Below are 24,439 nucleotides of genomic sequence, written 5' to 3'. Positions count from 1 at the left end.
AAGCCCCTAAAGTGAGCCCGTCCGATACTCACCATTAGTCTCGGACTTTGGCAATTTCGTCCCTCGACAATCAATCAGTTCAGGTTGGGCCTTTCGCCCCGAGACCTCCGATCTGTCAGGCGTCGTCATATTCCATAATGATATTAAAAATATGTTAACGATTCTTTTTGGGATTATGAAGCTGTATCCTGCCGCGGCCAAACGACCGGGCTAGACGGTCTGCCGCGAATTACGCGTTGAGGATCCCGGGCGATCGATCCAGGACCAGACACACAGAATTAGAAATATTAGGAGCGAAACAAATGAACAAATCCACCTTGGCCATGGCTGTGGCCGTTGGGGTTTTGGCGCAGCAGGCAAGCGCCGCAGGTTTCATCGAAGACAGCAAGGCAACATTGGGGCTGCGTAACTTCTACATCAACACCGATTACCGTGACGGTACCGGTCCGAACAAAAACGAAGAATGGGGCCAAGGCTTCGATCTGCGTTTCATCTCCGGTTACACCCAAGGCACCGTTGGCTTTGGTGTTGATGCGATCGGCTTGCTGGGCGTTAAGCTGGATTCGGGTGGCGGCACCAACGGCGCCACTGCGACTTCCTACGGCGGCACTGTTTTCCCAAGCAACTCCAACGGCGAAGCGGTTGATGACTTCTCCAGCCTGGGCCTGACGGCCAAAGCCAAGGTCTCTCAGACCGAACTGAAATTGGGCACGCTGCAGCCAAAACTGCCGGTAATCGTGACCAACGACGGTCGTCTGCTGCCGCAAACCTGGCAGGGCGGCCAGATCAGCTCGAACGACATCAAGGATCTGACCCTGATCGGTGGTCAGATTGAGCAAGCCAAGGGTCGTAACTCAAGCAACAACCAATCGCTGTCGATTTCGGGCGCCAATGGCCGAAGCGCAACGGCTCGCGACAGCAACAAGTTCAACTATGCCGGCGGTGACTACAAAATCACCAAAGACCTGACTGTCCAGTACTACTACGGCAACCTGGAAGAATTCTACAAGCAACACTTCCTGGGGCTGGTTCACAACTGGGCAATCGGCCCGGGTGTGTTGAAGTCGGACTTGCGCTACTTCAACAGCTCTGACGACGGAGCTAACGGTCACAATCCGCTTTACTACAGCACCGGCGACTACAGTGGCGCGGCTAACGGAAAAGGCCCGGTCGACAACAACCTGTACAGCGGTCTGTTCCTGTACTCCGTTGCCGGTCACACCTTCGGTGGCGGTTACCAGGTCAGCAACGGCAGCAGCGATTTCCCGTGGCTGAACCAGGGCGACGGTTCGTCGAACTACACCATCACCGACATGCAGATCCAGAAGTTTAGTCGTGCCGGCGAGCGCACTTGGCAAGCACGCTATTCGTATGACTTCGCCACGGTCGGCGTTCCTGGCCTGACGGCGGGTATGGTTTACCTGCATGGCGACAATATCGACACCGTTAACGCTCGCGGTGCCGAGGCGGCTAACGGCGCTTCCGAGTGGGAGCGCGACTTGACCGTGGGTTACGTTGTTCAGTCCGGCGCGTTGAAAAACCTCGGCCTGATGTGGAAAAACGCTACCTGGCGGACCGACCTGCCGAACACTCGCGACCAGGACGAAAACCGCGTGATCGTCAGCTACTCGATCCCGCTGTTGTAACAGCGCTCGCATCACTGACATAAAAAAGCCCCGCCCGGCATCACGCCGGGCGGGGCTTTTTCGTCTCAAGTCAGGCTCACCCCCGTAAACCCTCCTCGAAACTCCCTCTTTTGCAGCAACTCAGGCCTTCTCGAACCTTGCGGGAGATGTTCGTCTCGAGGCGGGTGAAGGTCCAGTGAACAGATCTTTAATATTCTTTTTAGGTCTAAATAAATCGATATTTATTCTTTTTAATTCATACGCAACACAGGCACAGTTAAGCTCGACCCGCACTCATCAGGAGCAGCACCATGAGCCTCAGACTGGGCGATATCGCCCCCGATTTCGAACAGGACTCCAGCGTCGGCACCCTTCGTTTCCACGAATGGCTGGGCGATAGCTGGGGCGTGCTGTTCTCTCACCCAGCGGACTTCACCCCGGTGTGCACCACCGAACTCGGCTTCACCGCCAAGCTCAAGGATGAATTTGCCAAGCGTGGCGTCAAGGCCGTCGCCCTGTCCGTAGACCCGGTGGATTCGCACCACAAATGGATCGAGGACATCAACGAAACCCAGAACACCCTCGTTAACTTCCCGATCCTGGCCGATGCCGACCGCAAGGTGTCGGACCTCTACGACCTGATCCACCCGAACGCCAACGACACCCTGACGGTGCGCTCTCTGTTTGTGATCGATCCGAACAAAAAGGTTCGGCTGACCATCACTTACCCGGCCAGCACCGGTCGCAACTTCAACGAGATTTTGCGAGTGATCGACTCGCTGCAACTCACCGATCACTACAAAGTAGCCACCCCGGCCAATTGGCAGGACGGTGATGAAGTGGTGATCGTGCCGTCGCTCAAGGACGAAGACGAAATCAACACACGCTTCCCCAAGGGGTATCGCGCGATAAAACCGTACCTGCGCCTGACGCCGCAGCCCAACAGGTAAACCTTCAATTTCTGCGTTGCGGCTTAAGCCGCCTTCGCGAGCAGGCTCGCTCCCACAAGAGCACGCCATCCATGTGGGAGTGAGCCTGCTCGCGAAGAGGACCTATCAGGCACCGCTGCATTCAGATTGATACGAATCCACAAAGCAGGGGGATTTCAGGCCGTTTCTACGGCCTGTTTTTTTACCTGAAGAAAGGTGTCTCATATAGATCCTTAACGAATAACCAAATGAATAAATATGATTTATAGATATATAAATCACCTGTTAAGGTCACTCCATCGAAGCGAGATCGCAAACCGCGAATCGCCCACACCGTTCAAGGAATCGTCTGAATGCTGGTCGTCTCACTCGGTGGCAGTCCCAGCCCGCGCTCCCGTTCCGGAGTCTTGCTGCAACGCTCCCAACGCTGGTTACAAGAGCAAGGTGTGGAAGTGGTGAGTTACCAGGTGCGGGACTTCCCGGCCGAAGACTTACTGCATGCACGCTTCGACAGCCCGAAGGTGATCGACTTGCTGCAACAGATTGAAAACGCCGATGGGCTGCTGATCGCTACACCGGTCTACAAGGCATCGTTCTCCGGTGCACTGAAAACCGTGTTGGACTTGCTGCCCGAACGGGCGCTGGCCCACAAAGTGGTATTGCCCATGGCAACCGGTGGCAGCATCGCCCACATGCTGGCGGTGGACTACGCGCTCAAACCGGTGTTGTCGGCGCTGAAAGCCCAGGAAATGCTCCACGGGATTTTCGCGGTAGACAGCCAGATCGCTTACGGCGAAGGCAGCGCCCAGGCGCAATTGGCACCGGAGCTGGAACAACGACTGAATGAATCGCTTGAGCTGTTTTTCAGCGCCATGGCCCGACGGCCCAAGCCGCTCGATCCGAACCTGTTGAATGAACGTTTGTTGAGTGCTCGCTGGAGCATTTAAGCCAGCACTTAAGCCACATCTGAATTTGAAGTACTCACCTTACTCAGCCGCTAACGGCCAAGCAGGTGCAGCCAAAACCCTACTGCAAAAAGGAGAGCGCTATGCGCACTGTCATTTTGCGTCGTGGTCTGGTCGCTCTGTTTGTTGCGGCTGTGTCCTTCGGCGTTATTGCTCAAGCTCAGGCCGAGACGTTACGAATCGGTTATCAAAAGTACGGCACGCTGGTGCTGCTCAAAGCCAAGGGCACGCTGGAAAAACGCCTCGCCGCCCAAGGCGTGGATGTGCAATGGACTGAGTTTCCCGGTGGCCCGCAGTTGCTCGAAGGCCTGAACGTCGGTTCCATCGACTTCGGCGTCACCGGCGAAACGCCTCCAGTCTTCGCCCAGGCGGCGGGCGCTGATTTGCTCTACGTCGCCTACGAACCGCCAGCACCCCACAGTGAAGCGATCCTGGTGCCGAAGGACTCGGCGATCAAATCGGTGCAGGACCTCAAGGGCAAGAAAGTCGTCCTGAACAAAGGCTCCAACGTTCACTACCTGCTGGTCCGCGCCCTGGAAGATGCCGGCCTCAAATACACCGATATCCAGACCGTATTCCTGCCGCCCGCCGATGCCCGCGCCGCGTTCGAGCGTGGCAGTGTCGATGCCTGGGTGATCTGGGACCCCTACCAGGCTGCCGCCGAACAGCAGCTGCAAGCACGCACCTTGCGTGATGGCCAAGGCATCGTCGACAACCATCAGTTCTACCTGGCGACCAAGCCTTACGCGCAAAAAAATCCTGAGGTGATCAAGGCCCTGGTGGAAGAAGTTCGAGCGGTCGGTGAGTGGTCCAAAGCCAACCCGGAAGACGTAACCCAACAGGTTTCGCCACTGATTGGCCTGCCAGCGGACATCACCCTGACCTCGATGAAACGCCAGGGCTACGGTGCGTTGTTCCTCACGCCTGATGTGGTCGCCGCCCAACAGAAAATTGCCGACACCTTCTACCAGCTCAAGCTGATTCCGAAGCCATTGAGCATCAAAGACGTGATCTGGACGCCACCGGCGGCCGTTGCCAACGCACAGTAATTCGACTTCCTAAGGAGACCACTCCATGAGCCTCAATATCTTCTGGTTCCTGCCTACCCACGGCGACGGCCATTACCTGGGTACCGCCGAAGGCGCTCGCGCCGTCGACCACGGTTACCTGCAACAAGTCGCGCAAGCGGCGGATCGCCTGGGCTTTGGCGGGGTGCTGATTCCCACCGGTCGCTCCTGCGAAGACTCATGGTTGGTGGCGGCGTCGCTGATCCCGGTGACCCAGCGTTTGAAGTTCCTCGTCGCCCTGCGCCCCGGGATCATTTCCCCGACGGTCGCGGCGCGTCAGGCCGCCACGCTGGATCGCTTGTCCGGAGGGCGTGCACTGTTCAACCTGGTGACCGGGGGGGATCCGGAGGAGTTGGCCGGCGACGGTTTGTTCCTAAGTCACGAGGAGCGCTATCAAGCCTCGGTGGAATTCACCCGCATCTGGCGCCGCGTACTGGAAGGCGAAACCGTTGATTACGACGGTCAGCACATCAGTGTGAAGGGCGCGAAGCTGCTCTATCCACCCATCCAGCAACCGCGTCCGCCACTGTACTTCGGCGGCTCGTCGGAAGCGGCGCAGGACCTGGCGGCCGAACAGGTTGAAATGGTCCTGACCTGGGGCGAACCACCGGCCGCTGTTGCGGAAAAGATCGAGCAAGTGCGTGCCAAAGCGGCGAAGCTCGGACGTACCGTACGCTTCGGCATTCGCTTGCACGTGATCGTTCGCGAAACCAATGCCGAAGCCTGGCAAGCGGCGGATCGACTGATCTCGCACCTGGACGACGACACCATTGCGCGTGCCCAAGCGTCCCTGGCGCGCTTCGATTCCGTGGGCCAACAACGCATGGCCGCGCTGCATGGCGGTAGCCGCGACAACCTGGAAGTCAGTCCCAACCTTTGGGCCGGCGTCGGCTTGGTGCGTGGCGGTGCCGGGACAGCGCTGGTGGGCGACGGTCCGACCGTGGCCGCACGCGTGAAGGAATACGCGGAGCTGGGCATCGACACGTTCATCTTCTCCGGTTATCCACACCTGGAAGAGTCCTATCGCGTCGCCGAATTGCTGTTCCCGCATCTGGATATCGAGCGTCCCGAGTTGCCGAAAAGCAGCGGTTACGTCAGCCCGTTCGGCGAAATGGTGGCCAACGACATCCTTCCCAAAGCTGCGTCCCAGAGCTGAGACGCCGCCATGAAGAAACTCATCCACAACCTGGCCCCTTGGGCGTTGCCGATCGTGCTGCTGGCGGTGTGGCAGTTATCAGTGTCGGCGGGCTGGTTGTCGACGCGGATTCTGCCGGCGCCCATTGCCGTCATCGAGGCCGGCGTGAGCCTGGTACGCAGCGGCGAAATCTGGACTCACCTGGCGATCAGCGGCTGGCGGGCGGCGCTGGGCTTCACCATTGGCGGCAGTATCGGTCTGGTATTGGGCTTCATCACCGGCCTGTCGAAATGGGGCGAACGCCTGCTCGACAGTTCAGTGCAGATGATCCGCAACGTGCCGCACCTGGCGCTGATTCCACTGGTGATCCTGTGGTTCGGCATCGACGAGTCGGCGAAGATTTTCCTGGTGGCGCTGGGCACGTTGTTCCCTATCTACCTCAACACCTACCACGGCATCCGCAACGTAGATCCGGCGTTGGTGGAAATGTCCCGCAGTTATGGTCTGTCCGGTTTCAGCCTGTTCCGCCAGGTGATCTTGCCCGGTGCGTTGCCTTCGATTCTGGTGGGCGTGCGTTTCGCCCTCGGCTTTATGTGGCTGACGCTGATCGTGGCGGAAACCATCTCCGCCAGCTCAGGCATCGGCTACCTGGCGATGAATGCCCGGGAGTTCTTGCAGACCGACGTGGTGGTGCTGGCGATTCTGTTGTACGCAGTGCTCGGAAAACTGGCCGACCTCGCGGCCCGTGGTCTTGAGCGTGTGTGGTTGCGCTGGCATCCGGCGTATCAAGTGACCAAAGGAGGTGCCGCATGACGGCTCAACAACCTCCACGCCTGCTGCGCGGTATTCCGCTGGCAGTGCGCAAGCTGCAAAAAACCTTTGGCTCGCGGCAGGTATTGCGCGAGATCGACCTGCACATTCCTGCCGGTCAGTTCGTTGCCGTGGTGGGGCGCAGTGGTTGCGGCAAAAGCACTCTGCTGCGCTTGCTGGCCGGTCTCGACAAACCTACGGGCGGTGAGTTGCTGGCCGGCTCGGCACCGCTCGGCGATGCGCGGGAAGACACGCGACTGATGTTTCAGGAAGCGCGATTGCTGCCGTGGAAAAAAGTCATCGATAACGTCGGCCTCGGGCTTAAGGGCAACTGGCGTCCACACGCGCTGCAAGCGCTGGAATCGGTAGGTTTGGCGGACCGCGCCAACGAATGGCCGGCGGCCCTGTCCGGGGGGCAGAAGCAACGTGTTGCCCTGGCTCGCGCGCTGATCCATCAACCGCGTTTGCTATTGCTCGATGAACCACTGGGCGCGCTGGATGCCCTGACCCGCATTGAAATGCAGCAACTGATCGAGCGGCTCTGGCAGCAACACGGTTTCACTGTATTGCTGGTGACCCACGACGTCAGTGAAGCGGTGGCGATTGCCGATCGGGTGATCCTGATTGAAGAGGGCGAAGTCGGCCTCGACCTGCTCGTAGAGCTGCCGCGCCCACGGGTTCGTGGTTCCCATCGGCTGGCGGCGCTGGAAACCGAAGTCCTCAACCGCGTCCTTGCGCTGCCCGGCGAACCGCCGCAACCGGAACCTGTTTCACCCTTGCCTACGCAATTGCGTTGGGCTCAATAACTCAAGCCTCAATCAACGACAGGAATCAATATCATGACTATCAAGGCCATCAACGTACGCAACCAGTTCAAAGGCTCCATCAAGGAAATCGTCCTGGGTGACGTGCTTTCGGAAATCGACGTGCAGACCGCGTCCGGCATCGTCACATCGGTGATCACCACCCGCTCGGTGAAAGAGCTGGAACTGGTGGTCGGCAGCGAAGTGATCGCCTTTGTGAAATCCACCGAGGTGTCGATCGCCAAGTTGTAAGGCGTGTGCATGACGAACAACCCCGAGTGGCGTGAGCCCTTCGGGGTTTTTTATGCGCATGAATCAGTGAGTTCGGCGGTGCGGCCATCGCGAGCAGGCTCGCTCCCACAGGGAACTGTTTGTTGCAGATCCAATGTGGGAGCGAGCCTGCTCGCGAAGAGGCCCGCACGGCCAACCAGTAAATCAGACCGCCATAGCGCGCTTGGGTAAATACGGCGGCAAGTACAGCCCCAGATACGCATCAAACACCCGCATCCCTTCCTCAGCCATGCGCGGCGTAATCTGCCCGTGTTGTTGCACCGAGCGCGCATAGACCCGGTCACCCAACTCCATCGCCAACGCAAACACATCGACATCATTCGGCAGCTTCGGCAGTTCGAAATGATGATCGAACAGCTTGTGCATCAGGTCGCCCAGCTCGATGTCGTGCTGGCGGTCAGCCTGGGTGACTTCAGTCAGGCCATGCTGGGCGAGGATCAGTTGCCGGGCGGCGGCGTCTTCGCCGTAGATTTTAAGCATCCGTTGCTCCACCAGTCGCGACAGGTCGCGCCAGCCATTGAGAGCGCCGTGGTCGATGGGTGCTTGCAGGCAGGCGCGGAACGCGGCGTGGACGTCGGCGGTCAGGGCTTCGAGCAGGGCCGGGACGCTGGCGAAAAAGTGGTAGACCGAGGAGGGCGGAATTTCCGCGCGCTCGGCGACGCTATAGATAGACAGACTGGCCACACCCTCGGCGGCCAGCAGCGTGCGGGCGGCATCGAGTATTGAATCGATCCGGGCCTGGCTGCGGGCGCGGGGTTTGCGTGGGGTGGCGAGTCGGGTCATTGAAGTCTCCTGCGGGGCAGCGGGCATTGTACGAGCAGGCATCTATGTTGTCTGCCCGGCCGCCATCGCGAGCAAGCTCGCTCCCACATTTGATCGGTGTTGAATGCCAGATTTGAATTCACAGAGTCCCCCCTGTGGGAGCGAGCCTGCTCGCGATCCGCCGAAGGCGGCCATAAAAAAACGCCGCCGGCCTTATCAGCCAACGGCGTTTGTTTTTTACTGCAACCGCTTACACGGTATGCAGGTACCAGTTGTATTCGAGGTCAGAGATGGAGTGTTCAAACTCCTCCAGTTCACTTTCCTTACAGGCCACGAAGATATCGATGTATTTCGGATCGATGTACTTGGCCATGACTTCGCTGTCGTCCAGCTCGCGCAGTGCGTCGCGCAGGTTGTTCGGCAAGCTTTGCTCGTTCTGCTCGTAGGAGTTGCCTTCTACGGGTGCGCCCGGCTCGATCTGGTTGGTCAGGCCGTGGTGAATACCGGCCAGAACCGAAGCCATCAACAGATACGGGTTGGCGTCGGCGCCAGCTACACGATGCTCGATACGCACGGCATCGGAGGAACCGGTCGGTACGCGGATCGCTACGGTGCGGTTGTCCAGGCCCCAGCACGGCGAGTTCGGCACGTAGAACTGTGCGCCGAAACGACGGTAGGAGTTGACGTTCGGGCAGAGGAAAGCCATCTGCGCCGGTAGGGTCTCGAGCACACCGCCGATCGCGTGACGCAGTGCGGCGTTCTGCTCGGGATCCTCACTGGCAAAAATGTTTTTGCCTTCTTTGTCGAGAATCGAGATGTGGACGTGCAAACCGTTGCCCGCCTGGCCTGGATAAGGCTTGGCCATGAAGGTGGTGTCCATTTCATGGTCGTAGGCGATGTTTTTGATCAGGCGCTTGAGCAGGACCGCATAGTCGCAGGCCTTGATCGGGTCGGCCACGTGGTGCAGGTTCACTTCGAACTGCGCCGGGGCACTTTCCTTGACGATTGCATCGGCAGGGATGCCTTGCTCTTTCGCACCTTCCAGAATGTCCTGGAGGCAGTCGACGTATTCGTCGAGGTCGTCGATCAGGTAAACCTGAGTCGAATGCGGGCGTTTGCCGGAGATCGGCGAGCGCGGAGGCTGTGGGCGACCGTTCACGTTCTCCTGGTCGATCAGGTAGAACTCCAGTTCGAACGCGGCGCAGATGGTCAAACCCATCTCATCGAACTTGGTGACAACCTGACGCAGGACTTCGCGAGGATCGGCGAAGAACGGGGCACCTTCGAGTTCGTGCATGGTCATCAACAGTTGCGCGGTAGGGCGCTTCTGCCAAGGCTCATTGCACAGGGTGTCGGGGATTGGATAACAGATTCGGTCAGCATCGCCGATGTCCAGGCCCAGGCCGGTGCTTTCCACCGTCGAGCCATTGATATCCAGAGCAAATAGAGAGGCCGGCAGGTTGATGCCTTTCTCGTAAACCTTGTGGAGGCTGGTGCGTTCGATGCGCTTGCCGCGCACCACACCATTCATATCCGCAATCAGAAGGTCAACGTACAGAACCTCAGGATGTTCCTTAAGGAACGCGTTCGCTTCGTTAAGCTGAACGGCACGCGGGGGTACCGACATGATGCAACACCTTTGTTGTTAAAAATATCAATCATTGATCTCTTCGGATTCCAGTCAACCCGAACGGCATGCCGAAGTCAAGCGAGGCCTTTTTTGCCCTAAAAAAGCACCTGTGGGGCTTTTTTGAGGCACTTTGGGGCGTTTTTATGTCTTTGGACGCTTTGATGCCCGCGAGTTTGAGCGGGCCGTGTTGTATTTTTTACGGGGGTGTTGTGTAAAAAAATGAACAAGGCTAAGCTCGATTCAAACCCATAACAGCAATAATACCGGGGTGCTTCATGTCTCGCCTGCCGTTAATCGGCGTCACCATCTGCTCCAGGCAGATAGGTCTGCATGCTTATCACATCAGTGGCGACATTTCTGTCCGCGCCGTGGCCTCAGCGGTTTCGGGGCTGTCAGTCATCCTTGCGTCCCTGGCGGATCGACCGTCTCCGTCCGTTATTCTGGACGGTCGCGATGGCACCCCCATTAGGGTTACTCCATTCAATATAGAACCGATTCACTATAGCGGCTCAGCTATCTCGCAGGGCTTTGCTCGCGATTCTGCACACCCGGCAGTTGCCGCGCGATCCGGAAAAACACAATAGCCTGTCGCAGACACGCATTTCAACGCGACGCGGATGCGTCAACTGTCGCCTGACGCTTGCAAGCATCAGGAAACTCAAAGCCTAGAGGCATTTATGAGTAACAACCTCGACCAGCTCACCGATTGGTTGAAAGACCACAAGATCACAGAAGTCGAATGCATGATCGCCGACTTGACCGGGATCACCCGGGGCAAGATTTCGCCGACCAACAAGTTCATCGCCGAAAAAGGCATGCGCCTGCCAGAAAGTGTTCTGTTGCAGACCGTGACCGGCGACTATGTCGAAGACGACATCTATTACCAATTGCTCGACCCGGCCGACATCGACATGATCTGCCGTCCGGACCGCAACGCGGTGTTCCTGGTGCCTTGGGCCATAGAGCCAACCGCCCAGGTGATTCACGACACCTACGATAAGCAAGGCAACCCGATCGAGCTGTCGCCGCGCAACGTGCTCAAAAAGGTACTGAAACTTTATTCCGAAAGGGGCTGGCAGCCCATCGTGGCACCGGAAATGGAGTTCTACCTGACCAAGCGCAGTGACGATCCGGACTACCCGCTGCAACCGCCTGTCGGCCGCTCCGGCCGCCCGGAAACTGGCCGTCAATCGTTCTCCATTGAAGCGGCGAACGAATTCGATCCGCTGTTCGAAGACGTCTATGACTGGTGCGAATTGCAGGAGCTGGACCTCGATACGCTGATCCACGAAGACGGCACGGCGCAGATGGAAATCAACTTCCGTCACGGCGATGCCCTGTCTCTTGCTGACCAGATTCTGGTGTTCAAACGCACCATGCGCGAGGCCGCGCTCAAGCACGACGTGGCGGCCACGTTCATGGCCAAGCCCATGACCGGCGAGCCGGGCAGCGCGATGCACTTGCACCAGAGCATCATCGACATCGAAACCGGCAAGAACGTCTTCGCCAATGAAGACGGGACCATGAGTCAACTGTTCCTGAACCACATTGGCGGCCTGCAGAAATTCATTCCGGAATTGCTGCCGCTGTTCGCCCCCAACGTCAACTCGTTCCGTCGCTTCCTGCCGGACACCTCGGCACCGGTTAACGTGGAATGGGGCGAAGAGAACCGCACCGTGGGCCTGCGGGTTCCGGATGCCGGGCCGCAAAACCGTCGGGTGGAAAACCGCCTGCCGGGTGCCGATGCCAACCCTTACCTGGCAATTGCCGCGAGCTTGCTCTGCGGTTACATCGGCATGGTTGAAGGCATTAACCCGAGTGCGCCGGTGGTGGGTCGTGGCTATGAACGCCGCAACCTGCGCCTGCCACTGACCATCGAAGACGCGCTCGATCGTATGGAGCACAGCGCGACTATCGAGAAATACCTGGGCAAGAAATTCATCACTGGCTACGTCGCGGTCAAGCGGGCCGAGCATGAAAACTTCAAGCGCGTGATCAGTTCATGGGAGCGGGAGTTCCTGCTCTTTGCCGTCTGATGCGCCGGGCGCGGGTGGAAATTTCCGCGCCTTTCACTGCAACCTTAGGAGAATTCGCATGACCAGCAACAATCCGCAAACCCGTGAATGGCAGGCCCTGAGCAATGATCATCACCTGGCCCCGTTCAGTGACTTCAAGCAGCTGAAAGAGAAAGGTCCGCGCATCATCACCAGTGCCAAGGGTGTTTACCTCTGGGACAGTGAAGGCAACAAGATCCTCGACGGCATGGCCGGTCTCTGGTGCGTAGCGATCGGCTACGGTCGCGATGAACTGGCCGATGCTGCCAGCAAACAAATGCGCGAACTGCCTTACTACAATCTGTTCTTCCAGACCGCTCACCCGCCGGTGCTGGAGCTGGCCAAGGCCATCGCCGATATCGCGCCAGAGGGCATGAACCACGTGTTCTTCACCGGTTCCGGCTCGGAAGGTAACGACACCATGCTGCGTATGGTTCGTCACTACTGGGCAATCAAGGGCCAGCCGAAGAAGAAGGTCATCATCAGCCGCAAAAACGGTTATCACGGTTCCACCGTGGCCGGCGCGAGCCTGGGTGGCATGACGTACATGCATGAACAAGGCGACTTGCCGATCCCGGGCATCGTCCACATCGCCCAGCCGTACTGGTTTGCTGAAGGCGGCGACATGACACCGCAAGAGTTCGGTGTGTGGGCGGCCAATCAGCTGGAAGAGAAGATTCTGGAAGTCGGCGTGGACAACGTCGGTGCCTTTATTGCCGAGCCGATCCAGGGCGCCGGCGGCGTGATCATTGCGCCAGACACCTACTGGCCGCGCATCAAGGAAATCCTCGCCAAGTACGACATCCTGTTCGTGGCGGACGAAGTGATTTGTGGTTTTGGTCGCACCGGTGAGTGGTTTGGTTCCGATTACTACGACCTCAAGCCCGACATGATGACCATCGCCAAAGGCCTGACCTCCGGTTACATCCCGATGGGTGGCCTGATCGTTCGTGACACCGTGGTCGAGGTGCTCAACGAAGGTGGCGATTTCAACCACGGTTTCACCTATTCCGGGCACCCGGTGGCTGCGGCGGTGGCACTGGAAAACATCCGTATCCTGCGCGAAGAAAAAATTATCGAGCGCGTTCATGCAGAAACGGCACCCTATTTGCAAAAGCGTCTACGGGAGCTGAACGATCACCCGTTGGTGGGGGAAGTGCGCGGGGTGGGTCTGTTGGGGGCCATCGAACTGGTTCAGGACAAGGCCACTCGCAAACGTTACGAAGGCAAGGGCGTCGGCATGATCTGCCGCCAGTTCTGCTTCGACAACGGCCTGATCATGCGCGCCGTCGGCGACACCATGATCATCGCTCCGCCGCTGGTGATCACCAAGGCTGAAATCGATGAGCTGGTGACCAAGGCACGCAAGTGTCTGGACCTGACCCTGAGTGCGTTGCAAGGCTAGGTGCTAGGCTCTGGGCGGGGTGCGAGGTTTGCATTTCGCCCAGAGGAAACAAAGGATGGGTCTTTCCTTGAAAGCCCGCCTCGGAAGTTGCCAGACTACCGGTTGTTCGGATGCCCAGTAAAAGGCCGCTGAGCACGTGGTTAAAAAGAAAAATTGGAGCATTACCCATGAAGGCATTAGGTATGAAAGTAGCTGGTAAGACCCTCCTCGCCATGTCCCTGCTGGGCGTGATGGCGGGTGCTGCTCAGGCGGACGATAAGGTGTTGCACGTCTATAACTGGTCCGATTACATCGCTCCGGACACCATCGCGAACTTCGAGAAAGAGTCCGGGATCAAGGTGGTGTACGACGTTTTTGACAGCAACGAAACCCTGGAAGCCAAATTGCTGGCTGGCAAGTCCGGCTACGACATCGTCGTACCGTCGAACAACTTCCTGGCCAAGCAAATCAAGGCCGGGGTTTACCAGGAGCTGGACAAGTCCAAGTTGCCCAACTACGGCAACCTGAACAAGTCGCTGCTCAAGGCAGTTTCCATCAGCGACCCGGACAACAAGCACGCCTTCCCTTACATGTGGGGCTCGATCGGTATCGGTTACAACCCGGAGAAGGTCAAGGCTGCGCTGGGTGTCGACACCATCGATTCCTGGGACATCGTGTTCAAGCCTGAGAACATTGCCAAGCTCAAGGGCTGCGGCGTGAGCTTCCTCGATTCGCCTACCGAAATGCTACCGGTTGCCCTGCATTACCTGGGTCTGCCAACCGACAGCCAGAAGAAAGAAGACATCAAGAAAGCCGAAGACCTGTTCCTGAAGGTTCGTCCGTCGGTCACTTACTTCCACTCCTCCAAGTACATCTCGGACCTGGCCAACGGCAACATCTGCGTAGCGGTCGGCTATTCGGGTGACGTTCAGCAAGCCAAGTCCCGTGCCGCCGAAGCCGGTGACAAGGTGAAAGTCAGCTACGCCATTCCAAAAGAAGGCGCTGGCAGCTTCTACGACATGGTCGCGATCCCTAAGGATGCGGAAAACGTCGAGGGTGCCTACAAGTTCATGAACTACTTGTTGCAGCCGAAAGTGATGGCCGACATCACCAATGCCGTGCGTTTCCCTAACGGCAACGCCGAAGCAACTCAGTACGTGAACAAGGAAATCACCTCGGACCCGGGCATCTACCCGTCAGCCGACGTGCAGGCCAAGCTGTATGCGATCGCTGATTTGCCAGCCGCTACTCAGCGTGAACTGACCCGCAGCTGGACCAAGATCAAATCGGGTAAATAAGAAAACCCTGTAGGAGCGAGCTTGCTCGCGAAAAAAACCGTAACGCCGCAGGGTGTCAGGCACCACGCGTTATCGTTGACGACCATCGCGAGCAAGCTCGCTCCTACAACGGTCATATCTGTATAAAAGTTTTGCTGGAACGGTTTTTCGAGGGTAAGTTGCGCGCCGGTTTTGTTGCTGGGCAGCCATGACTGTCATGAAGCGCGGGGCAACTTGGGCCCAACTAATTTTAGAGGACCTCCACTTGCCTGTTTTTTCTTTGTTACGCAATGCGCTGCTGGTCGGTGCCGGGCTGACGCTTGCCGTCAGTGTCCAGGCCGCCGGTACTGTGCATATTTATAATTGGTCGGACTACATCGGTCAGACCACCTTGGCAGATTTTCAGAAAGAGACCGGCATCAAGCCGGTGTATGACGTCTTCGATTCCAACGAAACCCTGGAAGGCAAGTTGCTGGCCGGGCGTACTGGTTATGACGTTGTAGTGCCGTCCAACCATTTCCTGGGCAAGCAAATCAAGGCAGGCGCTTTCCAGAAGCTCGATAAATCGAAGCTGCCGAATTATTCGAACCTCGACCCGGTGCTGCTCAAGCGCCTGGAGCAGAACGATCCGGGTAACCAATATGCCGTGCCCTATCTGTGGGGCACCAACGGCATTGGTTACAATGTCGACAAGGTCAAGGCTGTGCTCGGCCTCGACAAGATCGATTCCTGGGATGTGGTGTTCGAGCCGGAAAACATCAAGAAACTGCACAGTTGTGGTGTAGCGTTCCTCGACTCCGCCGACGAAATGATGCCGACGGTCCTCAATTACATGGGCCTGAACGCCAACAGCACCAACCCTGAAGACTACAAGAAGGCGGAGGCCAAGTTGCTGGCGGTGCGGCCGTACGTGACGTACTTCCACTCGTCCAAGTACATTGCAGACCTGGCCAACGGCGACATCTGCGTGGCGATCGGTTTCTCTGGCGACATCTTCCAGGCCAAGGCCCGAGCCGCTGAAGCCGGTAAAGGCATGAACATCGCCTACGCGATTCCGAAAGAGGGCGGCGCGCTCTGGTTCGACATGCTGGCAATCCCCAAGGACGCGGCCAATGCCAAGGACGCCCACGCCTTCATCAACTATTTGCTGAAACCTGAGGTGATAGCCCAGGTCAGTGATTACGTCGGCTACGCCAACCCTAACCCGGGGTCGGACACACTGATGGAACAGTCCATTCGCACCGACGAAGCGGTTTATCCACCGCAAGCAGTCCTCGACAAGACCTACGTGTCCATCGAGTTACCACCGAATATTCAACGTTTGATGACCCGCAGCTGGACCAAGGTCAAGTCGGGTAAATAGCTTCAAGGCTCAAACTATCCAAGGTTCGCCCGCCTCGGGCGAACTGAAAATTTTGTTGGGAGTTTCGTAAATGGCAGTTGCCTCCGGCGCCTATAAGAAAGCCCTCGAGGGCGACCAATTACCTAAACAGGTGTTGGTCAAAATCGACCGGGTCACGAAGAAGTTCGACGAGACGATTGCCGTGGACGATGTGTCCCTGGAAATCAAGAAAGGCGAAATTTTCGCTCTCCTCGGCGGTTCGGGATCGGGCAAATCCACCTTGCTGCGCATGCTCGCAGGCTTCGAACGGCCTACTGAGGGGCGCATTTTCCTCGATGGCGTAGACATCACTGACATGCCGCCGTACGAGCGGCCGATCAACATGATGTTCCAGTCCTATGCCTTGTTCCCGCACATGACCGTGGCGCAGAACATTGCCTTCGGCCTCAAGCAGGACAAGCTGTCCTCCGCTGAAGTCGATGCGCGTGTGGCAGACATGCTCAAGCTGGTGCAGATGAGCCAATACGCCAAGCGCAAGCCGCATCAGTTGTCCGGTGGCCAGCGTCAGCGTGTGGCCCTGGCGCGTTCGTTGGCCAAGCGACCGAAGCTGTTGCTGCTCGACGAACCGATGGGCGCTCTGGACAAGAAGCTGCGCTCGCAGATGCAGCTTGAACTGGTCGAGATCATCGAGCGCGTTGGCGTAACCTGCGTCATGGTGACCCACGACCAGGAAGAGGCCATGACCATGGCCGAGCGCATTGCGATCATGCACCTGGGCTGGATCGCCCAGATCGGCAGCCCGATCGACATCTACGAAACCCCGACCAGCCGCCTGGTCTGCGAGTTCATCGGCAACGTCAACATCTTCGACGGTGAAGTGATCGACGATGCCGAAGGCCACGCGACCATCACCTGCAAGGACCTGGATCGCCAGATCTACGTGGGCCACGGCATCAGCACGTCAGTGCAGGACAAATCCGTCACCTACGCGATCCGTCCGGAAAAACTGCTGGTGACGCCGACCATGCCGACCTGCGAATACAACTGGTCCAGCGGCAAGGTCCACGACATCGCCTACCTCGGTGGTCACTCGGTGTTCTACGTTGAACTGCCGAGCGGCAAGATCGTCCAGTCTTTCGTCGCCAACGCCGAGCGCCGTGGCCAGCGCCCAACCTGGGGTGATCAGGTTTACGTGTACTGGGAAGACGACAGCGGCGTGGTACTTCGCTCATGAACATGCGCAAACTCAAACGCAGCTTCAACCGAATAATTCCCGGTGGCCGTCAGATGGTCATCGGGGTTCCATTCATTTGGCTGTTCATGTTCTTCATGTTGCCGTTCTTCATCGTATTGAAGATCAGCTTCGCCGAAGCCGACGTGGCCATTCCGCCGTACACCGAAATCTACAGCTTCGTCGACCAGAAGCTGCAGGTGCTGCTCAACCTCGGCAACTACGCGATGCTCGGCGACGACGAGTTGTACATCGCCGCTTACCTCGGTTCGTTGAAGATGGCGCTGTTCAGCACCATTCTCTGCCTGCTGATCGGTTATCCGATGGCCTACGGCATCGCCAGCGCCCGCAAGGAAGTGCAAACGGTGCTGGTGCTGTTGATCATGATGCCGACCTGGACCGCGATCCTGATCCGCGTCTACGCGTGGATGGGCATCCTCAGCAACAACGGCCTGCTCAACGGGTTCCTGATGAGCATGGGCTGGATCAACGAACCGCTGCAAATCCTCAACACCAACCTGGCGGTGTATATCGGCGTGGTCTATTCGTACCTGCCGTTCATGATCCTGCCGCTTTACGCCAACCTGGTAAAACACGACCACAGCCTGCTGGAAGCCGCCTCCGACCTGGGGTCGAGCACGTTCAACAGCTTCTGGAAGATCACCATTCCGCTGTCGAAAAACGGCATCATCGCCGGTTGCATGCTGGTGTTCATTCCAGTGGTGGGTGAGTTCGTCATCCCGGAACTGCTGGGCGGTCCGGAAACCCTGATGATCGGTAAGGTGCTGTGGCAAGAGTTCTTCAACAACCGTGACTGGCCAGTGGCTTCCGCGCTTGCAGTCGTCATGCTGGCGATCCTGATTGTGCCGATCATCTTGTTCAACCGTAGCCAGGCCAAAGAAATGGAGGGCAAAGAATGAAGCGCTTCCGTTTTTCAAGTTTCATGCTGGTAGCGGGTCTGCTGTTCATCTACGCACCGATGCTGATCCTGGTGATCTATTCGTTCAACGCCTCCAAACTGGTGACGGTATGGGGCGGCTGGTCGATCAAGTGGTACGTCGGCTTGATGGACAACACCCAGCTGATGGGCTCGGTGGTGCGCTCGCTGGAAATCGCCTGCTACACGGCGGTGGCAGCAGTCGCGCTGGGTACATTGGCTGCGTTCGTCCTGACCCGTATTACCCACTTCAAAGGCCGCACGCTGTTTGGTGGCCTGGTCACCGCGCCGTTGGTCATGCCGGAAGTGATCACTGGTCTGTCGCTGTTGCTGCTGTTCGTGGCGATGGCGCAGATGATCGGCTGGCCGATGGAGCGTGGCATCGTCACCATCTGGATCGCCCACACCACGTTCTGTGCAGCGTATGTGGCGGTGGTGGTGTCGGCGCGCTTGCGTGAGCTGGACTTGTCCATCGAAGAAGCGGCCATGGACCTCGGGGCACGGCCGTGGAAGGTGTTCTTCCTGATCACCATCCCGATGATCGCGCCATCGTTGGCTGCGGGGGGCATGATGTCTTTCGCCTTGTCGCTGGACGACCTGGTGTTGGCGAGCTTCGTTTCCGGGCCGGGTTCGACGACCCTGCCGATGGAAGTGTTCTCGGCCGTGCGCCTGGGCGTGAAGCCTGAGATCAACGCCGTGGCCAGCCTGATTCTGCTGGCCGTGTCGATCGTGACGTTCATGGTCTGGTTCTTCAGCCGCCGTGCCGAAGAAAGCCGCAGACGTGCGATTCAACAGGCGATTGAGGAAGGTGCCGCTGATTCGTGGAAGCAACCGGACGTGCGTCGCGCACAAGCACCGGAAGCGGCCTGAGGATTGGCCACAAATGTGTGGCCAACCTGATCCCCCTGTAGGAGCGAGCTTGCTCGCGATGGTGTGTCAGTCGGCATCAATGCAGCTGACACATCTTCGCGAGCAAGCTCGCTCCTACAGTTGTTTTAGGGCGCCCAAGGTGATTTGCGGATGATCTCGACGAAGTTCATCGGCTTGAAACCTGGCTCGCTGTCCACCAGCACGTCCGCGTTCACCGTGCCAAACGTGGTATCCGGCTTGTGTTTGAAGCCGTTGGCGAACGCACACAGGATGCACTCCTTGAACCCTTCACCCCGTGGATGCGCATGCACCACCGCCTCACGCTGTGCGGTGGGAAACGCGGCGTAATCGATTCCCAGCACATCCATTTCAACCCCGGCGGTGACCAGCGCCACGTCAGGACGCAGGTGTTGCGGCACGCCCGGTGTGGTGTGCAGGGCAATCGACAACCACACTTGCTCGAGATCGTCGTCGCTCAGACCATAAGGCTTGAGGAACGCTTTGGCGGCATTGGCGCTGTCGACTTCGAAGCGCTGGTCGTCGGTGCGATGACCCTCCACCAGGCCCAGATCATGGAACATGGCGCCGACATAAAGAAGCTCGGGGTTGTAGGCCAGTTGCTTGCGTTCACCGCTCAACGCACCGAATAGAAAGACCCGGCGCGAGTGGTGGTAAAGCAGGTCGGATTCGACGTCGCGGATGTATTCGGTGGTGGCCCTGGCCAACGCGCTGTCGGGTATTTTAATACCGGCGATGGTGCTGCTCATGGTGCTTTCCTTATGGGGAACGCCGTGGCGGCGCTGATGGAGCAAGTCTGTGCCCGCAGCCAAAACCGGACAATCGATGCAGGGCTGCGATCCTTGCCAATGAGCATGCTTATCGCGCCAACCTCGCGTATTGCGCACAGATTGGCTAGGGTTCCACACAGACCCTGTAGGAGCGAGCTTGCTCGCGATGGACGTCAACGATAACGGGGCCTGCCTGTATGAACGCGGCGCCCTCACGTCCATCGCGAGCAAGCTCGCTCCTACAGGTGTGCGGTGCAACCAGAGCCATTGAGGGCCAATCCTGCCATGAGTAAAACCGTTGCCATCGTGGTGTTCGCCGGGGTTCAGTCACTGGACGTCACCGGTCCCATGGATGTGTTCTGCGAAGCCAATCGTTTCCTTGAACCGGAACATCACTATCGACTGGAGGTCATTGGCGTGGGGCGCGGGGTGATGGCCTGTTCCAACGGGTTGTCACTCAACGCTCACAAGCATTTCAGTGAAGCGCTGGAGGCGTATGACTTGCTGCTGGTGGCCGGAGGGCCGCAGTTGCCGTTCATGGATTTCGGCGCCGCATTCGATGCGTGGCTGCGCAATGCCTGCGCGCGGGCGCAACGGTTTGGCTCAATCTGCAATGGCGCCTTCATGCTGGCTCGGGCGGGATTGCTCGACGGGAGAACGGTGACGACCCATTGGGGTGACGCGACGGCGCTGGCTCGGTTGTGCCCGTCGACTCAGGTCGAGGCCGATCGCTTGTATGTGCAGGACGGCGAGCTCTACACCTCGGCCGGGGTCACGGCGGGGATTGATTTGTCGTTGTACCTTCTCGCGCGCGATTACGGCCCGGAAGTGGCGCTCAGCGTGGCCAAGCGGCTGGTGGTGTTCACTCAGCGATCGGGTGGGCAATCACAGTTCAGTCCGTTTCTCACGCCACACGCCGAGCCCGATTCTGCCGTGGCGTTGGCCCAGCTCTACGTGCTGGCCAACCTCACCGGCGACCTGACGATCGCTGACCTGGCTAACGCCGCCAACATGAGTGCCCGCAACTTTTCCCGGGTGTTTGCCAAAGAAGCGAAAATCACCCCGGCGGAGTTTGTCGAGCGGGCGCGGGTGGACGCGGCCAGGGTGCTACTGGAAAGCACCAGCGCGCCGCTCAAGACGGTGGCGTACCAGTGCGGATTTCGGGATGCCCAGCACATGCGTAGCGTATTCAACCGCCGGCTGGGCGTGACGCCGCAGCAGTTCAGGCTGAACTTTGCGGCGATGGTTTGAGCAGGCATTGTTGTTTTCTGTGAGGGCCTCATCGCGAGCAAGCTCGCTCCCACATTGGATTGCGGTCTAATGTGGGAGCGAGCCTGCTCGCGAAGGCGTCAGCCCGGCCAAAAAAATCTACTGCGCAACCCGCGCCGGCAACAGCTTCAACGTGCTCCGCGTATTGGCCGTCACCTCTTCATCGTCGAGATGCGCCTGGAAATAAATTCCTTCGAGGTACGCCTCGGCCTGGTCGTCATAGTGTTCGTCGAACGGCACGCCGCTCTGGCCGACCGGGTTGACGGTCAGGCTGTGAGTCGGGTCGGCGAAATCGATCAGGCGCCGGGTCGACGGGCCGTAAGTCACTGGCCATGGCGCCGGACCTATCTTGGCCGAGAGGTTGTTTGGCACTTCATGGCTACCGGGCGCCGGGAACGGTCCCACGTTGAAGATGTGGTCCAACGGCTTCTGCTGCCCCAGTGGATGGCCATGGGTCAGTGTGTGCGCCTTGCCCCACTGCCATTGCGAGAAGTCTGTACCCAGTGTGGTCTTGAGGTGAGCGATGCTCGCCTGCCACGCCACCTTCACCGTATCGGCGCGGGTTTCCTTACCGGGCGTATTGCGGTTGTCCCACCACGGCGAATCGGGATTAGCGGCCAGGCGTGGCAACGCGGCGTCGATGACACGGGTCGAGAGCAACGTTTCGAAGAAGTCATCCCCCAGTTCGTCGTGCATTGTCGCGTCGGCCAGATTGAACAGGAACTGGTTGAACACCGTAGCGCTGGTGGAGTCCAGCGGGTAATCGCCTTTCCACTGCGCCAGTTGTTCCACCAGTTTGAGTTCGGCGGGATCAGTCACCACTTCACGCAGTACCGGCAACAATGGCGCCAGCACTCGCGGGCCATAGGCGGTGGTCGTGCCCAATTGCAGTTGCTGGCTGGCATCCAGGTCCCACTTGATGTTTTTGTCGCTCAGCTGGCGGTTGAGCTGCTGACCCCGATCAGCCAGGTTGTAGTAGCCGGGAATCTCCATGCCGGTCGGCGAAACCGGCTGGAAGTTGGCGGAGACGATGTAACCCCGCGCCGGGTTCTCTTCCTGCGGGTTGGCGCTGAATGGGTAGAAGCCGTCCTTGTCCGCCTCGGCCGTGCTGCCGTCGAGGATGAACCACGGACGCACACCTGCCGGACGTTTTGGCAGTTGCGCTGCGGCCCACCAGCCGATGTCCCCCTTGGCATTGGCCCAAACGATGTTCAGGCCTGGCGCCTGGATCTTGGCCGCGGCATTGCGGGCCTTGGCCAGGGTGTCGGCGCGGTTGAGCTGGTAGAAGCCTTCAAGGATCGGGTTCTGGCTTTCGAGGAAGCCCCACCACATGGCGATCGGCGTTTTGCCGACGCTGTTGCCCAGCGCGTCGTTGACGATCGGGCCATGGGGTGACTGGCGCAGCACCAGTGTGACCGGCGCCTGGCCCTTGACCGCAATGTGCTGTTCGCTGGTCACCATGTCGACCCATTTGCCGTGGTACCAGACCTGATTGGGATTGTCCGGGTTGACCTTCTCGGCGATCAGGTCGAGGTCATCGTTCTGGAACATGGTGATGCTCCAGCCGAAATCGCTGTTCATGCCCAAGGACGCGAACGGCATCAATGCCTGGTAGTGGCCGTAGAGTTCGAAGCCCGGCGCCGAAAGCTGCGCTTCGTACCACACCGACGGCGCCGAAAAGCGGATATGCGGATCTCCGGCCAACAGCGGCTTGCCACTTTTGGTGCGACTGCCGGAGATCACCCAGGCGTTGCTGCCTTCGAACTGCGGCAAGCCATTGTCGGCCAGTGCCTGTTCGCTCAGGCGGGCGAGGGCGTTGAGGTCTTTCCAGTCGGCGCTGGCGAGAGGCGTCGTGGCACTGCGGCGATTTTTCGCCAGCATACCTTTGGACTGCCAGTCGAGATCGAAGACGTTCAGGTAATCGGGGCCCAATTGATCGCGCACGAAGGTCAGCAACGGCTCGGTACGAAACGCCGCCGCAAAGCTGTAGGCCATGTAACCGGCAATGCTGATGGTGTCCTCAGCGGTGAAAGGGCGTTTCGGAATGCCCAGTACATCAAACTCGGCAGGTTTTGGATGGTTGTCCTGATACTGATTGATACCGTCCAGATAGGCTTGCATCGCGGCCCAGGCGGGCGACTGTTTGTCCAGGTTCGCGAGGTAGGTTTCGGCGCGTTCGCGAATACGCAGGCTGCGCATCAGTTTGTCGGTGTCGAGCAGTTTCGGGCCCAGCACCTCGGCCAGCTCACCACGGGCGAGACGGCGCAGCACTTCCATCTGAAACAGTCGATCCTGGGCATGGACGTACCCGAGGGCGCGGTACAGGTCGGTTTCGTTTTCGGCGCGGATATGCGGGACACCGCGCTCGTCGTAGCGCACGGTAACGGACCCTTGCAGGTGTTGCAGCTCAACCATGCCCTGGCGTGTCGGCTGTTTGCTATAGACGTACCAGCCGGCGCCTGCGGCCAGCGCGAGAATCAGCAGGACGAGAACGGTCAGGCTACGTTTCATGGAGATTCCTTGTTGTTATGAGTGGCAACGGTCCCTGGCGCCATTGTTTAACACGGCGCGGCGAATTGGCCCATCGCACTTAGGAGGGATTCGCGTTTCCTGTGGGTCTTACTTCTATAGGTCGATGGGCCACGGGCAGTAACACCCAACTGCCAGTGTGTGCGTGGCATTCACCGCACGGCCCTCGTTCAGTGCTTGCAAGATCGGTTCGATAAAGCTGTTGCTCGAATTGCAGGTCAGGCCTTCGCTGTACGGGCCGAAATACGCCAGTTTGCCGCTGCGATCCCAGATCGCCACGGCAGGGCTGGCGGGGATCTGCTCCGACCCTGGCAACACGCTGATGGCTTTAAGGCTGCTCAAGGTGCTCGGCAATTGGCCGTGGCTGCCGGGCTTCTGCACGGCATAGAATTCCACGCCCTGCGGCGCATAGCGCTCAACCAGCTCGGTCAGGTGTTGTTGATTGCCGACGTTGCACGGGCACGCCGGGTCCCAGAAATGCACCAAACGGATGGCGCCAGGTCCGGCGAGGTCATCGGGCAGGCGCAATGGGTCACCGGAGAATACCGCGGCGTGTGAGCTGAACGCCCGCAGGTAGCGACTCTGGAACCAATCGTAAGCCGCCCACAACACGCCGGCACACACGAGGGCGAGCAGACTGGCAAGCAGTGTGGCGCGGTAGGACGCACGCATGGGTTTCAATCCTCGAAGGTCGCCCAGCTTGCCATGCTTGCCGCGACAGATGAATATCGCAGACCTATA

The 24,439-nt window shown here is 58.8% G+C and carries 21 protein-coding genes and 1 pseudogene; 17 read left to right on the top strand and 5 right to left on the bottom strand.

Annotated elements, in window-relative coordinates:
- The first annotated feature begins 302 nt into the window (after positions 1-302).
- The 8 genes from AC1MDT_RS20810 to AC1MDT_RS20775 all read left to right on the top strand — a co-directional run bounded on the left by AC1MDT_RS20810 (position 303) and on the right by AC1MDT_RS20775 (position 7,586).
- The gene (locus AC1MDT_RS20810) at positions 303-1,646 is read left to right on the top strand and encodes an OprD family porin (protein WP_480418752.1); all 1,344 of its coding nucleotides are present in this window, start codon (positions 303-305) and stop codon (positions 1,644-1,646) included.
- Between the two features lie 290 nt (positions 1,647-1,936).
- Entirely contained in the window at positions 1,937-2,575 is a 639-nt protein-coding gene (locus AC1MDT_RS20805; protein ID WP_480418751.1) for a peroxiredoxin, read from the top strand.
- Positions 2,576-2,907: 332 nt separating this feature from the next.
- Positions 2,908-3,501 (top strand): NADPH-dependent FMN reductase, encoded by a 594-nt coding sequence (gene ssuE, locus AC1MDT_RS20800; protein ID WP_414910484.1) that lies wholly within the window; start codon positions 2,908-2,910, stop codon positions 3,499-3,501.
- 101 nt (positions 3,502-3,602) lie between these two features.
- Entirely contained in the window at positions 3,603-4,568 is a 966-nt protein-coding gene (locus AC1MDT_RS20795; RefSeq protein ID WP_480418750.1) for a sulfonate ABC transporter substrate-binding protein, read from the top strand.
- 25 nt (positions 4,569-4,593) lie between these two features.
- Positions 4,594-5,742, top strand: coding sequence for an FMNH2-dependent alkanesulfonate monooxygenase (gene ssuD, locus AC1MDT_RS20790; RefSeq protein ID WP_480418749.1), 1,149 nt, complete (start codon positions 4,594-4,596; stop codon positions 5,740-5,742).
- A gap of 9 nt (positions 5,743-5,751) precedes the next feature.
- Entirely contained in the window at positions 5,752-6,534 is a 783-nt protein-coding gene (gene ssuC / locus AC1MDT_RS20785) for an aliphatic sulfonate ABC transporter permease SsuC (RefSeq protein ID WP_480418748.1), read from the top strand.
- The gene (gene ssuB / locus AC1MDT_RS20780; protein ID WP_480418747.1) at positions 6,531-7,337 is read left to right on the top strand and encodes an aliphatic sulfonates ABC transporter ATP-binding protein; all 807 of its coding nucleotides are present in this window, start codon (positions 6,531-6,533) and stop codon (positions 7,335-7,337) included. Before ssuC ends, ssuB begins: the two co-directional genes overlap by 4 nt.
- 33 nt (positions 7,338-7,370) lie before the next feature.
- Entirely contained in the window at positions 7,371-7,586 is a 216-nt protein-coding gene (locus AC1MDT_RS20775; RefSeq protein ID WP_003229256.1) for a TOBE domain-containing protein, read from the top strand.
- Positions 7,587-7,769: 183 nt separating this feature from the next.
- Here the strand turns inward: AC1MDT_RS20775 and AC1MDT_RS20770 are convergent, their stop codons facing one another.
- Together AC1MDT_RS20770 and AC1MDT_RS20765 are read right to left on the bottom strand one after the other, a co-directional pair.
- Positions 7,770-8,408 carry a TetR/AcrR family transcriptional regulator gene (locus AC1MDT_RS20770; protein WP_480418746.1) on the bottom strand — a complete coding sequence of 213 codons (639 nt, stop codon included), beginning with the start codon at positions 8,406-8,408 and terminating at the stop codon, positions 7,770-7,772.
- 229 nt (positions 8,409-8,637) lie between these two features.
- Complete coding sequence (locus tag AC1MDT_RS20765) at positions 8,638-10,014, bottom strand: glutamine synthetase family protein (protein WP_414910478.1); 1,377 nt, start codon at positions 10,012-10,014, stop codon at positions 8,638-8,640.
- 278 nt (positions 10,015-10,292) lie between these two features.
- Between AC1MDT_RS20765 and AC1MDT_RS20760 the strand changes: the two are divergent.
- From AC1MDT_RS20760 to AC1MDT_RS20725, 8 genes and pseudogenes are all read left to right on the top strand, one after another.
- Positions 10,293-10,571, top strand: a pseudogene (locus tag AC1MDT_RS20760) (gamma-glutamyl-gamma-aminobutyrate hydrolase family protein); the annotation flags it as partial.
- Between the two features lie 123 nt (positions 10,572-10,694).
- Positions 10,695-12,053, top strand: coding sequence for a glutamine synthetase family protein (locus tag AC1MDT_RS20755; RefSeq protein ID WP_480418745.1), 1,359 nt, complete (start codon positions 10,695-10,697; stop codon positions 12,051-12,053).
- A gap of 58 nt (positions 12,054-12,111) precedes the next feature.
- Positions 12,112-13,476 (top strand): aspartate aminotransferase family protein, encoded by a 1,365-nt coding sequence (locus AC1MDT_RS20750; RefSeq protein ID WP_480418744.1) that lies wholly within the window; start codon positions 12,112-12,114, stop codon positions 13,474-13,476.
- Positions 13,477-13,658: 182 nt separating this feature from the next.
- Positions 13,659-14,753 (top strand): polyamine ABC transporter substrate-binding protein, encoded by a 1,095-nt coding sequence (locus AC1MDT_RS20745; protein WP_480418743.1) that lies wholly within the window; start codon positions 13,659-13,661, stop codon positions 14,751-14,753.
- A 244-nt stretch (positions 14,754-14,997) separates the two neighbouring features.
- A complete protein-coding gene (locus tag AC1MDT_RS20740) occupies positions 14,998-16,095 on the top strand; it encodes a polyamine ABC transporter substrate-binding protein (RefSeq protein WP_480418742.1) in 1,098 nt (365 codons plus the stop codon).
- 70 nt (positions 16,096-16,165) lie between these two features.
- Entirely contained in the window at positions 16,166-17,308 is a 1,143-nt protein-coding gene (locus AC1MDT_RS20735; RefSeq protein WP_201115785.1) for an ABC transporter ATP-binding protein, read from the top strand.
- Between the two features lie 35 nt (positions 17,309-17,343).
- Positions 17,344-18,225 (top strand): ABC transporter permease subunit, encoded by an 882-nt coding sequence (locus AC1MDT_RS20730; RefSeq protein WP_480422836.1) that lies wholly within the window; start codon positions 17,344-17,346, stop codon positions 18,223-18,225.
- Complete coding sequence (locus AC1MDT_RS20725; protein WP_480418741.1) at positions 18,222-19,112, top strand: ABC transporter permease subunit; 891 nt, start codon at positions 18,222-18,224, stop codon at positions 19,110-19,112. The genes AC1MDT_RS20730 and AC1MDT_RS20725 overlap by 4 nt, the downstream gene beginning before the upstream one ends.
- Positions 19,113-19,237: 125 nt before the next feature.
- On the opposite strand, the gene AC1MDT_RS20720 is transcribed toward AC1MDT_RS20725, so the two are convergent.
- Positions 19,238-19,879 (bottom strand): HD domain-containing protein, encoded by a 642-nt coding sequence (locus tag AC1MDT_RS20720; RefSeq protein WP_480418740.1) that lies wholly within the window; start codon positions 19,877-19,879, stop codon positions 19,238-19,240.
- A gap of 306 nt (positions 19,880-20,185) precedes the next feature.
- Here AC1MDT_RS20720 and AC1MDT_RS20715 point away from each other — a divergent pair, with 306 nt between their 5' ends.
- Positions 20,186-21,151 (top strand): GlxA family transcriptional regulator, encoded by a 966-nt coding sequence (locus AC1MDT_RS20715; RefSeq protein WP_480418739.1) that lies wholly within the window; start codon positions 20,186-20,188, stop codon positions 21,149-21,151.
- A gap of 117 nt (positions 21,152-21,268) precedes the next feature.
- Here AC1MDT_RS20715 and AC1MDT_RS20710 read toward each other — a convergent pair whose 3' ends face one another.
- Both AC1MDT_RS20710 and AC1MDT_RS20705 read right to left on the bottom strand, forming a co-directional pair.
- Positions 21,269-23,680, bottom strand: a complete 2,412-nt coding sequence (locus AC1MDT_RS20710; RefSeq protein WP_480418738.1) for a penicillin acylase family protein — start codon at positions 23,678-23,680, stop codon at positions 21,269-21,271.
- A 114-nt stretch (positions 23,681-23,794) separates the two neighbouring features.
- Positions 23,795-24,370 (bottom strand): DUF6436 domain-containing protein, encoded by a 576-nt coding sequence (locus AC1MDT_RS20705; RefSeq protein WP_480418737.1) that lies wholly within the window; start codon positions 24,368-24,370, stop codon positions 23,795-23,797.
- Positions 24,371-24,439: the final 69 nt, after the last annotated feature.

The organism is Pseudomonas sp. ASL7 (assembly GCF_056680375.1).
Note: the sequence above shows the minus strand (reverse complement) of the source record. Positions and strands in the feature narration are given on the sequence as shown.